Here is a 14,264-nt window from a genome sequence, read left to right as displayed (position 1 = left end):
GAGTTACTCGCGCGTCCGCGTGTTCCGCGGTTGCCGGACGGCTGCGAACAGAACTGCCGTCCAGCCGGCCATCAAAGCTGTTCCTCCCAGCGGTGCTACAGCACCCCACGGAATTCCTCCGAAACGAGGACCCCCGATGACCAGCAGATAAAGTGCCCCGGAGAACAATGTGATTCCGACCGAAAAAGACCAGGCCGCGATACTGAGCGCACGGGATTCCCGTTGATGTTTCCAAACACCAACGGCCATCAGAGCCAGAGCGTGCCACATGTGATAGCGCACCCCAGTCTGAAAGTCCTGATAATACTTGTAAGCAGCGGTCAACTGCGTTCCGGAAACCTGCCTGGGATCCATATCGGCATATTTGTGTTCAAGGTAGCCGGTATCCGACAGAAAATGGGCCCCAAAAGCTCCGCAAAGAACAGCAAGAAATCCAAATACCGCGGCCAGAATCAGACAGATGCGGGAAGACATAGTAAATCCTGAGCGGAACTCTGCAGAACAACAGAAAATTAAGCAGAACTTTTAGGTGTCACATCACACCATACAACCGGGGCTCAGCGTCCCACAAACATTCCCAGATATTCCTTAAGCACCTTTCCTGTCCTCCAGACAGCATCACTCTGGGGGACACAGCTTAGGATTATCGCGCCGGTCGTAGGTCTCGATACCGGCTCCGTCAGGAAATCGGCCGGCAACGGCTCGGCTTCCAGATTGTTGTGTTTCGCCAGCTTAAGCGCTCTCTGAAGATGCCAGGCCGATGTAATCAGTCCAATTCGTCTGTTGCTGCCTCCGAATGACCGGCCCAGCAGGTGCATTTCCTCGGACGTTGTCCGACCTTCCACCAGTCCAATCACCGATTCCGGGACGGATAACGACTTAAGAATCGCCATTGACTGTCGGGCCGGATTCGTATCATCTGGATTCAGTTCATCGATTCGCCGACCGCTGCAGATAACGCGTCTGGTGAGTCCGGCGTGGAACATTTGAGCCGTCAGCAGGACTCGATCACCAGCGGAATTTCCCTGAAAACGTCGGTTGGCACCCATATTGGTCCCGCCTCCCAGCACCACAATCACATCAAAAGCCTCAGACTTCAGTGGCTGAATATGGCGATAGGGATCTTCCAGAGTACGTACCAAAGTCTCCGCAACGATGCCGTTTCCCAGTAACGTCAGGGCGATCCACGGCATGCCGGCTGCCAGAATCAGATCACCACGTCCGGCTCGACGGGCTGCGAGCAGAGAAACCAGCAACATCAGCCAGACCAGCCCTGTCGGCATGATCAGCTTTGTTGCAAGCTTTTCGGCAACGATGCGACCGAGTGCTCCCCAGGTTCCGGCAACCAGCATGACGGTAGCGACAGCCACCCGAAGCATAAGGTCGAGTAACCGGATGTTATGTTGTGGTGCGACGGCACCAGGAGAAGGTGAAGTTCGTGACACAGGCAGAAATGCGTCGATTATTGGCGATGAACAATCAGTTGCATTGAAGATTTTTTGATTTGGATATCGACCGGCAGCTGACCTCCCGTGTCTCCATCAACCTGCAGCGGAATGACGGAACGGCCCGGGCAAACGATACCGGACTCAACCGAAGCAGAAAGTGAAACGTGCGGTGACCGGAATCTTACAAGATGAGACCCTTTTTGTGTCCGAAAAATGCTGAGGATCGCGTGAATGGCCAGTCGCACCCGAGAAGATTTCTGAAACACACAAACGTCCAGCTGGCCGTCCGCCGGGTCAGCATCAGGATTTAATTTCAAATTGAAGCCATATTCCCGGAAATTGCTTACAATGACGTGTGTCCCGGTGACCGTCTTTCCGGTCCTCACATCCGTTACATCAATCTTTGGAAAACCATAGCTCAGAAACGTCTGTAGAACCGGGCGCAGATACGTCCAGTGCCGAATATTTCCGGACCGTTGCGCATTCAGCCGGTGAACAACCTGGGCATCGATCCCCGCACTGACCATCAGCAGAAAACAACGACTGCCAATCTTTGCTGTATCAAAGACACGGGTATATCCGTCTTTGATCACGTCTGCCACAACAGCTCCGTTGCAGGGCATATCAAGATGGCGGGCAACCAGGTTTTCAGTGCCCATCGGCAGGACGGCAATCACACGCTCCGGGTGCCGGTTGACCAAACTTGTCACAGTTCCGTCTCCGCCTGCAGCAACCATACAGCGAATTCGATGTGTGACAGATTCGCGAGCAGTGAAGACGTCCAGCTGATTGCGATCGGAAAACATACGAACTTCGAACTGACGCTGTCTGAGTTCACGAATCAGATCCAGCAGTGCCCGATTGCGTCTGCCGGAACCCGATATGGAGTTCCGCTGAATGACCACCAGATCTCCCGTGACAGCCGCAGATGATGACTGGGTTTGCAAATTCAAAGTTGCGACGTTCCCGTAACAAGTACAGACAGCTCCGTTAATTCATTAAGCGGAATCGTTCCGGCAGGAACGGGTTCGAATCCCTCTGGTTTTCTTCTGATCCACGCAGACCGACAACCTGCTCGTTGAGCACCCAGCACGTCGTTTTGCAGGTCGTCGCCCACGAACAACACGAATTCCGGCTGTTCATTGAGCTCACTGCAGACATGCCGGAAGAACGGAAGTGCCGGTTTCCTCCAGCCAATTTCAGACGATACAAATCGGTGAGTGATTGATGAAAGCGGGCTAAGGCCGTCAAGGACCATGTGGAGTCGCTGATCAAAATTTGAGGCGATGGCCGTGGTGATTCCGGTTTCATTTAAACGGTCAATCAACTCTGCGGCATCCTCAAAACAACGCCATCGGTCGGGGCGCTGAAAACCTTCATACAAATCGTCGAAACACGCCTGCCGGCCCGGATGATCCCCACACAAACGACTAATGAGTTCATACCAAAAATTGTGTTCGCTCAATTCGTCTGTTCGAAGGTCACTGTCTCTGCTGCGCCGGCTAAGGGCCGAATTGAGCGTATTTCGAATGTGAACCGCCGACAACCGCAGATTGCAGTGTCGAGCGAAAGCCTGCTGATAGACCTCCGTAATTCCTGGTGAGGGATAGATGACCGTCCACACCGCATCAAATACCACGGCACGGATCATGATAGATCTCCTAAAGGGCTCAAGATCCCGGTGAGCCCGGATTCACAAAGAGTGACAGCCTGCCGGAAGTGAGTTGCCAGAGCTTTTGGGTTCAACCGGAATCCTGATCAAAGAGCTAAATCCCGGAAAGCCATTGATTTGAAAACAGCAACCGTTTTCACCGTGAGGCCCCACGGGGGTGCCGTCAGCCCCGTTGATCCGACCTGCGCTCGGTGTTCTGGATCCCTATTGACGCAAAGACTGCCTCTGACGTGTAATCCAAACGCCATGTTCACAACATTTGACCGATACCTTTGGGGACGGATGCTGCACACGTTTGTCGTGTTCTTTGTGGCAACATACGGTCTGTATATCGTGATCGATCTGTTCACGAACATCGATGCCTTTCAAATGGAAACTGAAAAGGCCTCCCCGACCGTCAGCTCCGCACAGAGTGCGCTGGCAACCATGGTCCGAAAGATCGCACTCTATTATTTATACAGATCAAGCGATTATCTGGGACTGGCCGGACTGATACTTGTCTCAATTTCTACGATGGCGGTCCTGGGCCTAATGGAGAAGAACTCGGAATCCCACCCTGTGCTGGCAGCCGGCATTCCTGCATTTCGGTTACTCAAACCCTTCCTGATGGGTACTGCAGCCCTAAATTTCCTGATCATTTGTAATCAGGAGCTCATCATTCCGTCAATTGCCGTAGAACTTCAGACACCAAGGGGGAGAGATCAGACCATAAAACAAGAGGTGATCCCGGTATATGACTATTCAAATCATATGATGTCGATCGATGGAGAATCCGTGTCTGTCGCCGAGTCACGGCTGGATACAGCGACGTTTTATCTTCCACCTGAGTTGGCACAGGGTGGATGTGCGCTGCGGGCAGAATCAGCAATCTACCTGCCTGCGAATGACAGGCATCCGTCCGGATGGATTTTGACCAACCAAACCGGCGTATTTGACCCAAAACTCCTGACTGACGAAGGCAGAAAGCGAATCATTCCAAAATCGAATGGCAAGGACGTCTTCGTTGCATCAGAGGTTAATTTCGACGAACTGTATTATCAGGGTCGCAACCCGAAACTCTTGTCTTCAATGCAGTTAGTGAAGCGGATTCGTCACCCCGCCACCGGAAGCGTGACAGTGCGTCAGCAGAGTCTGGCACTACATTCCAGGGTAACCAAACCATTGCTGTCGATGATGGGGGCTGCTATTGCACTGCCATTGATCCTGCGGAAGGAATCAACAGGACTGGTCATCAATCTGGCAATCTGCAGCTGCGTTTTAGCAGCCATCTTCGGTATCACCGAAGGAAGCCTGCTGCTGGGAAACGCCGGACTTATCCGTCCGGAACTGGCGGCTTGGTTACCGGTTGTATTCGCCGGCACAACCAGTGTCTGGACTTCAGGTTACGTGCAGACCTAGCACACTTGAACGGACCATGGCCCACCAGTGAAACAGACTGCGTGTACCGGAAATAACCTGTGGCCGCCCTAAACCCAGGCCAGTGACTCCGGAATGGTGTGTTCCGAAGCTCATGATGTCGGGCTGTTTAGGCCATTTATGCGGGTTATGCTGAATTTTTCTAAGTTGACAAACAAATGGAGTCGATAACAGGTCCGTAGGTGCGGAGTTCCGTACTGAAACCTGTTCTTTGACATCCCAATCAGAAATCATGATCCGATGCGAACCGTATTTGGTGGTTCAGCAGCGTGAAGCCCGTTGAACTGTCTTGACAGTAAGTCGTTCGCAATCATACAGTTGAGTCAGATCAGCGATAGTTGACGGCGACTCAGAGAACCTTTCTCGGGAGACGATTTTCGTGACCAAGAAAGAGATTGTGAAGGCGATCTCCGAGGAGCTGGGTCTTACCCAGCTTAAAACGAAGCAAATCGTACAGAAGACGTTTGATGCAATAGTTGAAACACTAGTTACGGACCACCGAATTGAATTGCGAAATTTTGGTGTGTTTGAAGTGAAAAAACGAGCAGCTCGAAAGGCACGCAATCCTCGAACTGGCGGAGCAGTAGAGGTTCCGGCAAAGTTTGTGGTGACGTTCAAGCCCGGCAAGGAAATGGAAGAACGTGTGCGGGAATTGGAGATAGCAGAAAACGCTCGTTTGCAGGCCATCAAAACGGCAGAGAATTCAGCGGGTGACAGTCAATTTCCTGAAGAAGCTCAGGAAAGGACTTACCCACCCGGAGCGGAGAGTTCCCAGCCACCTGGATATGGAAACAGTTCCACGTTCAGGCAGACCGGGTTCAACTCCTGAAATGTTTTCTCCGATGTTCGGCGGCAGGGTTCGCAGCAGATCATGCTTTCCGATTGGGATCAGCGGTACGTTTTCTGAACGTGCCGTATGGTCTGAAATTGGATCTCTCGTCATCGACTGCCCAAAGCAGTTGAAGTCCAGGGAAGGACGCCACGATGAATCTGCGAATGCGAAAACATCTTTTGACATTGCTGTTAATGGCCTTTACGGCAGTCAACTTCGGCTGTGCCATGCCAATTTGGAATCCGTCACCTGACATTCGCGCTCGCCAGCTGATTTACTCATCGGAAGGACTGCGGCACATACCAGAGGTCTGGGAACGTGTCTGGGGTCTGGAACTTCCGGATCTGGCTACACCTTATCGGGTACACGGCGGCGTGATTTGACTGCCGATCCCGTCAGAGCAACGTTTTCAGACCGCTGGCGGACCGGGAGGCCTTTTTTACCTCCAACAAAACGCCTCACGGATTCACGGGCAGTGAATCCGGGTCAAAACGCATATTGTTAGGCTGGTTGTCAGCAACCCACTGGTTGACATTCTCGATCGTAGCTGCATCAACCTGATCCTGGCGGTCGAGAACAGCAGCAACAATCGGAAGTACCTGAGCGTACGCACTCCGAACCAAAGTTGACTGGTCCCATTTGTTCAACATGCCGTTTGGAAGCTGTGTACTTTGCGACTCGATGTCCCGGTGCTTAAACGCAAAGAAAAGTTCCAGGCTGCATGTACTCCAGTATTGATAACCGGAGTTTTGGTTGTAGGCCGCAGCCATTTCCGCTGAAAGCTGCGTCACCTTCCACGCTAGAGGATCGCCATTGATTCTCTGATCAACCCCGACGAGCCCCAGGGCACCGGCAGCGCCGCAACGAACGAGAGGTTCTCTTCGTTTGTCCTGTATGACATCAACCAGTGTTTCAATCACGACCGGTCGACGTGTGGCACCAATGACCTCTCTGGCGGTACGGACACGGGAGATTGCATCAATCAGATGAACCTGATACCCGGTCGCGGGCAGCCAGGATTCCAGTTCACTCCCGATCGCCATTGCAAATTTAATCTCAATCTGCGCCCCCGGTTCAACATTTTGCAGATAGAGCGTGATACTCTCGGCAGCCCGCAGTTTAACCGCGTCCGGCTGCTGAACGTCATTGAGAACATCGATCAGCACATCCGCAGCCTCATCAAGGATCCGACGTTGTCCGGTGTCTGTAATCGTTTCCAGTGAGGGCAGCAGTTCGATGGCTAAAGAACGCGCCTGCAAATTGTTGTTGAGCAGGTCCTTCAAAAGGCTGAGCGCCTCGCTGCAGACCAGTTCGCGGAACGCCAGCTTCTGACGGCGACCGCCAATACTTCGGCCTGCGTTGTCCAGAATATTGTTCTGAAGTCTCGTTTTCAGCCCCTGAAACCTGGCTGGACTCGATTTATACACCGGGTCTGACGCTCGATAGATCTCCCATCTCAGTCCATCCTGCAGGATGCGAAATCCAGGTGTTCCTCGCTGAGTTCCGTCTCGCAGGATCCTGCGAAACTGATCCTCTTCCGTGAGTGTCAGTTCGGGGACTGCTTCAAGCAGGTTGAGATTGATGTCTCGAACTGTCTGCACTGCATGGCGCTGCCGCCCGGCATACTCTTCGCGCTCAGGATCCTGAAATTGTGACCTCGACGAAGCTTCCTGAGCAATCACTGGCAGCGTTGTTTGAGTGATTGCTAATGCGGTCACAACAAAAACTGCCCTGTACCATCGCAAACTCTCGTCGTGGGTCCCGGCGTTCCGAATCATAGGTTCCACCAAAGCAGTGAGACGTCACTGTCGCTCGACTGTCTCTCGATTGTCATTTGGGCATCCGGACATAACTGCCCAGACTCCCGGGCCGTTGATACATGGTTCGCGGTCAGACCTGAATCTGACCAGTTGCGTTACTCCGGTGGTTACCACCAAGTAAACCGTGACTTCCGGACAGGGGGCAAAACGTACGAAAAGGAACAAGACAGAGCATAAACAATGACATGTTGGACGATTCACGTCCAGAAAGACAGGTCGGGGCCAATAAGAAATCCAGGGGTTTTTTCCGGAATAATGACTGAAGCTATAGGAATGAACGTTTCGATTCGGTCACCCGAACAGGACCTGGTGCGATAAACCAATAAAAATCCAGTCAGGATCGAACATCGACAGTAGCCTGCTTTCTGATCCCATCACGTGGCAAAACCGAAAGCAAACCATTCATCGGTTGCCTTCCACTGGAATACTCCGGCAGGGTTCACGCTGTCCGGGGCGGAGTCTCCATCACTGCAGACAGACCCTTCCTGCGCAAGCCAAATGAATAATGAATAATTGAATGGTAGCGAACATGCCGGATCTGCCACGGGCGCAAAATACACAGGCACCCGTTCAGCTGTAGAAACACACCGCTAGATGTTGTTCTTCGGAAAACTCAACTTTGATTTCGTCCTAAAGTGGTCAGGTCCTCACCATCACCCGATGATCAAGGACCGTATTTGGCGTTCGTGGCGGTAGTACCGATTCTTCAGCCAGGCATACACCCTATCTGTTGGCCAGACGAAGCTGGTTCGCAGGTGACTGATACTCCCTCCCCGTATGGTTGCGACGCTGGGACTGACGCGCCCCAACTGTGGGAATGAAATGACGCAATCTCACTGTTCTTTGACTGGGAAAGGGACGCAGCTAGACTTTCGGCACCTTGCGACAGGAGTGACGTTTCCGGCATGGCCTGCACTGATCTGATGTGGTTGTTTCCCAAAGGACTACCATGGATGACAATTCGACGACTCGTCGACGCAGGCGAATTGCCGGAATTGCTCAGGCCTATCGCGACTCTCATGAAGTCATGTCGGCGGCCATTGGGATCGCTGTCTTTGCGGGAGTGGGGTACTGGTTGGATTTGAAACTGGGCTGGAAACCTTTGCTAACGGTCTGTGGAGCGATCCTCGGAACTATATCAGGCGTGTTTTCTTTGCGCAGATTACTGGCTCGGCTCGATCGTGAGTCGCGTCGAGATTCAACCGGCATGAAAGCTCGGGACGAGTGACCTCCCAGCAAAACGTCAGTGTTCTTCGGCAGTCCTTGTATCTTACTGCGGTCATCGCTGCAGGTTGGCTTGTGTGTTTCTGGCCGGCAAGGATGCTCGGAGGTGAATCCGGGGTTTGGTGGATGTCGATTGCGGCAGGGGCCTGCCTTGGTCCCGGCTGGTTTGTTGTGTTTGTGTCAGGCCTCACAGTCTTGTGGAGTGACCTGTCAGTGGTTCTTGTTCATACCATGGTCAGGCTGATGTCAGTGGCCGTCGTGGCTGTTGTGGTCAGGAAAACTCACCCTGAACTTGGTTTCCTTGATTTTTTTGGCTGGCTGACCGGGTTTTATTTGCTGGCACTGGTTACCGAAGTTTGGATGTTTTATCGACAACGAGGCCCGCGTTGTTTGGCGGTGTCTGTTTCAGATACTGAACAGACTCATCGTTCAGAGTAGGTCGTCATCAGGAGTTGAATCGCGTTTCAATGAGCGCCGAACAACACGAAGTCGACAATTTTCACCACGTTCGTGACGCGGCAGGTTTCGACTTTCCCGGCGGCATGGCAGATGCCCACGGGCACGGAACCCTGGACTTTCTGCTTCCTGAAATTTTTGGCTGGCAGTTGACCAAGTTCATGTTGCTGCAGGTCGTTGCGGCAGTCATGGTGTTTTTTGTGTTTCGTGGCTTGGCGCGGCGGATCAAAAACGGCGAGCCGGCCAGGGGGCGTTTTTGGAATTTCTGGGAAGCAATCGCTCTTTATCTTCGTGACGAAGTGGTCCGTCCTACCATTGGTGACCATGGTCATGATCATGGAGATGAATACGATTTCCATAGTGCAGACAGTCACGGACATGGCGTTTCCTCGCAGGATAGTCATGCGGCTGATCGATACCTGCCATTCATTTGGAGTTGTTTTTTCTACATATTGTTCTGCAATCTGCTGGGTGCTGTCCCGTGGATGGGTTCCGCAACCGGGAATATCAACGTCACCGGAGCCTTGGCAGTTTGTGCTTTTGTTGCCACGGTGATGTATGGGTTCAAGGCCATGGGCCCTGGTGGTTTCATTCTTAACATGAAGCCTGATACCGGGATTTCCGGACCGGTTGGAGTGTCTCTTTCATACTTTATCCTGGCTATTGAAGTCTTCGGTTTTTTCGTCAAGCACGCCGTGTTGGCTGTTCGTCTGTTTGCAAACATTATGGGTGGCCACACCGTGGTCGCAGTGATACTTGGGTTCATTGCAGCGGTAGCCACCAGTAACGGTTTGCTGTGGGGAGCTGTCACTCTGGGCAGCGTGTTTGGTCAGGTGTTGATTGGTCTGCTGGAACTGTTTGTCGCTTTCCTGCAGGCATATGTGTTTGTGTTTCTGGCAACAATCTTTATTGCTGGTGCCGTGCACGAGCATTAGACCCTTCGTTTGTGCGTCAGCCGATGGAGGCGATTGTCAATTGGCTGACGGTTTGGTCTGGTCATTAAAATTCAAGGTTTTCCTGTAGCAACAATGTTCGAAAGAGGAGTTTCCCGTGAGTCAATTTGTGAAATACCTATGTGTGGGGATCGCCGCGTTCATGGCACTAAGCGTGTCGGCCATGGCTCAGGAGGGAGCTGGTGGCACGGAAATCCCTGCGGCTATTGGCGCCGGTATCGTGTTGCTTGGTGCAGGACTGGGTATTGGAAAAATCGGAGCCGCAGCTGTTGAAAGTATGGCTCGTCAGCCGGAAGCAATCGGCGACATTCGAGGGGCGATGATCGTTGCTGCTGCTTTGATTGAAGGTGCGACATTCTTCGCACTGATCGTCTGCATGCTCTGAAAGCTTTGTTTTCGCTGGATGTGCGATTGCATAGCAGTCGGACGTCGGTCTGTTTATCCTGTTTTTTGTTGCTGGCGTGGTTTCATGATGTTGCAACAGTTTGGTTTTGGGGCGTTCCGGGCAATCGTTCTGGCAAGCATGGTTGCCTGCTTACAGGCAAATTGCTCTCAGCTTTCCGCCGCCGACACTGTTGCCGCAGAAAAACATGATGAGGGTCACGGCGACGCCGAGCATGCGGAAACCGGTGTTCCCATCGGTTTTAAAGCGGATCTCGCGCTTTGGTCACTGATTGTATTCCTGATCTTCCTGTTTGTTTTAAAGAAAACAGCATGGGCTCCAATGATTCAGGGACTGGACAAACGCGAGTCCGGAATCAGAGCCGCCATCGCAGAAGCAGAGGAAGGCCGGCGTAAGTCCCAGGTGGCACTCGCTGATTACGAGGAAAAGCTTCGTGGAGCAGAGCAAACGGTGGCAGAAATGGTTGCTGAAGCCAAACGCGATGCGGAACGTACCAGTCAGGATATTGTCGCCAAAGCTCAGGCTGACGTGGAATCTATGCGGGAACGAGCAAAAGAAGACATCAGTCGTGCCAAAGATGCAGCGCTGGCAGAAGTCTTTGGCACGGTCAACAGTCAGGTCGCTCTGGCCACTGAACATGTTCTGGGTCGAGCACTCAACGACGATGATCAGGAACGACTGGTTCAGGAAGCATTATCGGGAATCTCCGGTTGAAAATGATCGTGTGTTTCCGGTGTGACGGAATGTGAATTCTGAGGTAACTATGTCCGAGCAGCTGAAAACTCGACCCGACCACGTACTGGAAGATCCCGGTGCGCAGGCCGTTGCGAGTCTTTATGCCCGGTCCTTTCTGAACGCAGCAACTGAGAACGGCGTCACCGACGCTGCTGAAGAATTAAACTCGTTTGTAGACGAGGTGCTGTCTCAGAATGCAGAGTTCCGGCAGATCTTGGTTTCAGACCAGATCAGTCGCGACGAAAAATTTGGTCTGATTGAGCGCGTACTGACACCAAGGAGTACCGAATTCTTTGCGAATTTCCTGAAGGTCCTTCTCCGACACGGTCGGGTTGGTCTGATTGAACAAATTCGCGAAGCGGTTGCTGAGATTCAGGAGGAACAGGCGGGGCAGCAGCGAGTGAATATTCGCAGCGCAAAACCGCTGTCAGAGGCTTCACGCCGTCAGATAACCGAACAACTGAAAAACAAACTTGGATTCGATCCGATTCTCACTGAGTCGGTCGAAGAAACTCTGATCGGCGGTCTGATTATTCAGGTCGGCGACACTGTTTACGATTCATCTCTGCGAACCCGCATCAAGACACTGTCGGGTCGTTTGACGGAGAGAACACTCAATGAAATTCAAAGCGGACGAGATCGCTTCAGTCATCCAGAAGGAGATTGAAGACTTTCGTGGTCAGATTCAGACTGCGGAGGTAGGTCGGGTAATTGAAGTTGGGGACGGCATCGCTCGGTGTACGGGCCTGTCTACCGCAATGGCCGGTGAAATGCTCGAATTTCCCGGCGGAATTCGTGGCCTGACCTTCAATCTGGAAGAGAACAGCGTTGGCGTGGTGATTCTGGGGGACTACCTCCAAATCACCGAAGGCGACGAAGTGAAGTCCACCGGTGCGCTGTTGTCAGTGCCCGTCGGTGACGCCATGCTTGGCCGGGTTGTTGATCCACTGGGGAATCCCATGGACGGCAAGGGCCCGATTATGACCACGGAGACTCGACCCGTGGAACACGAGGCCGTTGGTGTCGCAGGAAGACAGCCTGTGAAGGTCCCGCTGCAAACCGGGATCAAAGCCGTCGATTCTATGACGCCAATTGGACGGGGACAGCGCGAACTGATCATCGGGGACCGCAAAACCGGCAAGACGGCTGTTGCTATCGATACCATTCTGAACCAAAAGGGTACCGGGGTTAAATGCGTCTATGTGGCGTGCGGTCAGCGTGCGGCATCGATCGCCGGAGTTGTCGAAGTTCTTCGTGAACACGGAGCTCTGGACTACACGATTGTGGTTGCGTCCAGTTCTGCCGATCCGGCCCCAATGCAGTACATCGCTCCGTACTCCGGGGCCGCAATGGCTGAGCACTTCATGTACAACGGCGAAGACACACTGGTGGTCTATGACGACCTTTCAAAACAGGCGATCGCCTATCGTCAACTTTCGCTGTTGATGAAACGTCCTCCGGGTCGCGAAGCATTCCCCGGAGATGTCTTCTACTGCCACAGCCGACTGCTGGAACGAGCCGTCAAGCTCAGTGATGAACTGGGTGGAGGTTCGATGACTGCGTTACCGATCATTGAGACACTCGAAGGTGAAGTTTCGGCCTACATTCCAACCAACGTCATCTCAATCACGGACGGTCAGATTTATCTGGAACCGGACCTGTTCTGGAAGGGGATTCGCCCGGCGATCAATGTTGGTATCAGTGTGTCCCGCGTAGGCGGAAATGCTCAGACGAAAAGCATGAAAAAGATTGCCGGGTCGCTGCGTCTTGATCTCGCCGCATTTCGGGAACTGGAAGCGTTCGCTCAGTTGGGAACGGAACTTGACGCTGCAACTCAGCAGCAGCTTGACCGCGGTTATTGCATGGTCGAACTGTTGAAACAGGCACAATATGAACCATTGCACGTGGCCGATCAGGTGATCGTCATTTACGCAGGAGCGAAGGGATATTTCGACAACGTCTCTGTCGCCGATGTGCAGGCAACGGAAAAGAACCTGCTCAGCTTCATCCAGACGGAACATGCGGACATGCGTGACAAGCTGGTGGAAGCGGCAGAATTGACCCCGGAAGTTGAAGAGGCACTCAAGAGTGCGTTGGAGGCATTCAATGCACGCCAGGCGAGTGCGTGACTGCAGCCTGACTCGCCGGAGTTGGGCATTCTGCAGATCAGAATCAGAACAGGAAAAGTGTAAATCCCACAACAAACAACGAAGCGACAACAGTCTACATACCGGGCGCAAGCCCGGAGACACGGAATAACGGAAAGATAATCCTCGAAGAGGCGACATAAAAATCTCGGCGGTGACCTCGGTCCTCCCGTCAGGCCTCATCGTATGAAATAACAGCGAACTCAGGCTTTCGCCCAAGGCGACACCCTGCCGTCCCTCCGGGGCTGGAACGCAGCATCAGATACAAACATGGCTAACGCACGGTCACTTGTAAAACGACTGAAGTCAGTCCGCAACATTCGTAAGATCACCCGCACGATGGAGCTGATCGCGACGGGTCGTTTTAAGAAGGCGATGGATCGTGCGACCGAAGCTGCTGCCTATACGAAAAAGATATCAGAAATCGTCGGCGACCTGGGGCAGGCTGATCTGAAGTTTTCACATCCATTGCTGGAGCAACGACCTGAAACAAAGCGATCGGTACTCCTCGTATTGACCTCCAATCGCGGACTCTGTGGCGGCTATAACGGATCCGTGCTCCGCAACACTCTTCGTCATTTTCAGGAACTCAAAGAAACCGGCGTTGAATACACACTGGAAGTGTCAGGAAAACGTGGCATCAAGTTTCTGAATTTTCAGCAGATCGCAATCGACCGCACCTATACACACTTCGAAGACAAACCAACCTTTACAGAAGTCGATGAACTGGGAAAACGGTTCGTCGAAGATTTTGTCGCCGGGCGAATCGACCGACTCGACGTGTCCTACACCGCGTTCGAATCAATTTCACGTCAAAATGCAGTTGTCGAAACAATTCTGCCTCTCGCGGGCCTCGGCAGCGAGACCGATTCCAAAGATAAATCAAGCAGTGCCGCCGTTGATTACGAATTCCAGCCGTCTCCCCAGGAAATTCTGGAAGAACTCGTTCCTGCTGCGTTCCGCGCACGACTGTTCAAGTGTTTCCTCGATGCTGCCGTCAGTGAGCAAATTGCCCGGATGGTTGCCATGAAGGGAGCAACTGAAAATGCGGACGAAATGGCGGGTACACTGAAACAACAGTACAACCGGGCGCGTCAGGCGGCAATTACCTCCGAACTGGCCGAAATCATTGGTGGTGCAGCAGCACTGGAGTAACAA

16 protein-coding genes are annotated in these 14,264 nt (G+C 52.8%); 11 read left to right on the top strand and 5 right to left on the bottom strand.

Annotated elements, in window-relative coordinates:
• Positions 1–3 precede the first annotated feature (3 nt).
• The 4 genes from MK110_15635 to MK110_15620 all read right to left on the bottom strand — a co-directional run bounded on the left by MK110_15635 (position 4) and on the right by MK110_15620 (position 3,099).
• On the bottom strand, positions 4–474 hold the full coding sequence (locus MK110_15635; GenBank protein ID MCH2212735.1) for a DUF423 domain-containing protein: 471 nt from the start codon (positions 472–474) through the stop codon (positions 4–6).
• An 83-nt stretch (positions 475–557) separates the two neighbouring features.
• The gene (locus tag MK110_15630) at positions 558–1,445 is read right to left on the bottom strand and encodes a YdcF family protein (GenBank protein MCH2212734.1); all 888 of its coding nucleotides are present in this window, start codon (positions 1,443–1,445) and stop codon (positions 558–560) included.
• A gap of 17 nt (positions 1,446–1,462) precedes the next feature.
• Positions 1,463–2,401 (bottom strand): hypothetical protein, encoded by a 939-nt coding sequence (locus tag MK110_15625; protein MCH2212733.1) that lies wholly within the window; start codon positions 2,399–2,401, stop codon positions 1,463–1,465.
• Positions 2,398–3,099 (bottom strand): HAD family hydrolase, encoded by a 702-nt coding sequence (locus tag MK110_15620; protein MCH2212732.1) that lies wholly within the window; start codon positions 3,097–3,099, stop codon positions 2,398–2,400. The genes MK110_15625 and MK110_15620 overlap by 4 nt, the downstream gene beginning before the upstream one ends.
• Positions 3,100–3,366: 267 nt before the next feature.
• Here MK110_15620 and MK110_15615 point away from each other — a divergent pair, with 267 nt between their 5' ends.
• The 3 genes from MK110_15615 to MK110_15605 all read left to right on the top strand — a co-directional run bounded on the left by MK110_15615 (position 3,367) and on the right by MK110_15605 (position 5,751).
• Positions 3,367–4,518: an LptF/LptG family permease gene (locus MK110_15615; GenBank protein ID MCH2212731.1), complete on the top strand. Its 1,152-nt coding sequence runs from the start codon at positions 3,367–3,369 to the stop codon at positions 4,516–4,518.
• A 397-nt stretch (positions 4,519–4,915) separates the two neighbouring features.
• Positions 4,916–5,365, top strand: coding sequence for an integration host factor subunit beta (locus tag MK110_15610; GenBank protein ID MCH2212730.1), 450 nt, complete (start codon positions 4,916–4,918; stop codon positions 5,363–5,365).
• A 155-nt stretch (positions 5,366–5,520) separates the two neighbouring features.
• On the top strand, positions 5,521–5,751 hold the full coding sequence (locus MK110_15605; GenBank protein ID MCH2212729.1) for a hypothetical protein: 231 nt from the start codon (positions 5,521–5,523) through the stop codon (positions 5,749–5,751).
• A gap of 75 nt (positions 5,752–5,826) precedes the next feature.
• Here the strand turns inward: MK110_15605 and MK110_15600 are convergent, their stop codons facing one another.
• Complete coding sequence (locus MK110_15600; GenBank protein ID MCH2212728.1) at positions 5,827–7,086, bottom strand: hypothetical protein; 1,260 nt, start codon at positions 7,084–7,086, stop codon at positions 5,827–5,829.
• 1,051 nt (positions 7,087–8,137) lie between these two features.
• Between MK110_15600 and MK110_15595 the strand changes: the two genes are divergently transcribed.
• From MK110_15595 to atpG, 8 genes are all read left to right on the top strand, one after another.
• Complete coding sequence (locus MK110_15595) at positions 8,138–8,416, top strand: AtpZ/AtpI family protein (GenBank protein MCH2212727.1); 279 nt, start codon at positions 8,138–8,140, stop codon at positions 8,414–8,416.
• Between the two features lie 122 nt (positions 8,417–8,538).
• On the top strand, positions 8,539–8,850 hold the full coding sequence (locus MK110_15590; GenBank protein MCH2212726.1) for a hypothetical protein: 312 nt from the start codon (positions 8,539–8,541) through the stop codon (positions 8,848–8,850).
• A 29-nt stretch (positions 8,851–8,879) separates the two neighbouring features.
• The gene (gene atpB / locus MK110_15585; GenBank protein ID MCH2212725.1) at positions 8,880–9,803 is read left to right on the top strand and encodes a F0F1 ATP synthase subunit A; all 924 of its coding nucleotides are present in this window, start codon (positions 8,880–8,882) and stop codon (positions 9,801–9,803) included.
• A 115-nt stretch (positions 9,804–9,918) separates the two neighbouring features.
• Entirely contained in the window at positions 9,919–10,206 is a 288-nt protein-coding gene (locus MK110_15580; protein MCH2212724.1) for an ATP synthase F0 subunit C, read from the top strand.
• 84 nt (positions 10,207–10,290) lie between these two features.
• A complete protein-coding gene (gene atpF / locus MK110_15575) occupies positions 10,291–10,938 on the top strand; it encodes a F0F1 ATP synthase subunit B (protein MCH2212723.1) in 648 nt (215 codons plus the stop codon).
• Between the two features lie 49 nt (positions 10,939–10,987).
• Positions 10,988–11,626, top strand: a complete 639-nt coding sequence (gene atpH, locus MK110_15570; protein ID MCH2212722.1) for an ATP synthase F1 subunit delta — start codon at positions 10,988–10,990, stop codon at positions 11,624–11,626.
• Entirely contained in the window at positions 11,577–13,088 is a 1,512-nt protein-coding gene (gene atpA / locus MK110_15565) for a F0F1 ATP synthase subunit alpha (protein ID MCH2212721.1), read from the top strand. The genes atpH and atpA overlap by 50 nt, the downstream gene beginning before the upstream one ends.
• Positions 13,089–13,376: 288 nt before the next feature.
• Positions 13,377–14,261 (top strand): ATP synthase F1 subunit gamma, encoded by an 885-nt coding sequence (atpG, locus tag MK110_15560; protein MCH2212720.1) that lies wholly within the window; start codon positions 13,377–13,379, stop codon positions 14,259–14,261.
• Positions 14,262–14,264 lie beyond the last annotated feature (3 nt).

Source organism: Fuerstiella sp., assembly GCA_022447225.1.
GTDB lineage: Bacteria > Planctomycetota > Planctomycetia > Planctomycetales > Planctomycetaceae > S139-18.
Note: the sequence above shows the minus strand (reverse complement) of the source record. Positions and strands in the feature narration are given on the sequence as shown.

What these genes read in the sequence shown, in the direction of transcription:
- MK110_15635 (MCH2212735.1), bottom strand. Translation starts at nt 474, where the DNA reads ATGTCTTCCCGCATCTGTCTGATTCTGGCCGCGGTATTTGGATTTCTT.
- MK110_15605 (MCH2212729.1), top strand. Translation starts at nt 5,521, where the DNA reads ATGAATCTGCGAATGCGAAAACATCTTTTGACATTGCTGTTAATGGCC.
- MK110_15620 (MCH2212732.1), bottom strand. Translation starts at nt 3,099, where the DNA reads ATGATCCGTGCCGTGGTATTTGATGCGGTGTGGACGGTCATCTATCCC.
- atpB (MCH2212725.1), top strand. Translation starts at nt 8,880, where the DNA reads ATGAGCGCCGAACAACACGAAGTCGACAATTTTCACCACGTTCGTGAC.
- MK110_15615 (MCH2212731.1), top strand. Translation starts at nt 3,367, where the DNA reads ATGTTCACAACATTTGACCGATACCTTTGGGGACGGATGCTGCACACG.
- MK110_15590 (MCH2212726.1), top strand. Translation starts at nt 8,539, where the DNA reads ATGTCGATTGCGGCAGGGGCCTGCCTTGGTCCCGGCTGGTTTGTTGTG.
- atpF (MCH2212723.1), top strand. Translation starts at nt 10,291, where the DNA reads ATGATGTTGCAACAGTTTGGTTTTGGGGCGTTCCGGGCAATCGTTCTG.
- atpG (MCH2212720.1), top strand. Translation starts at nt 13,377, where the DNA reads ATGGCTAACGCACGGTCACTTGTAAAACGACTGAAGTCAGTCCGCAAC.
- MK110_15595 (MCH2212727.1), top strand. Translation starts at nt 8,138, where the DNA reads ATGGATGACAATTCGACGACTCGTCGACGCAGGCGAATTGCCGGAATT.
- atpH (MCH2212722.1), top strand. Translation starts at nt 10,988, where the DNA reads ATGTCCGAGCAGCTGAAAACTCGACCCGACCACGTACTGGAAGATCCC.
- atpA (MCH2212721.1), top strand. Translation starts at nt 11,577, where the DNA reads ATGAAATTCAAAGCGGACGAGATCGCTTCAGTCATCCAGAAGGAGATT.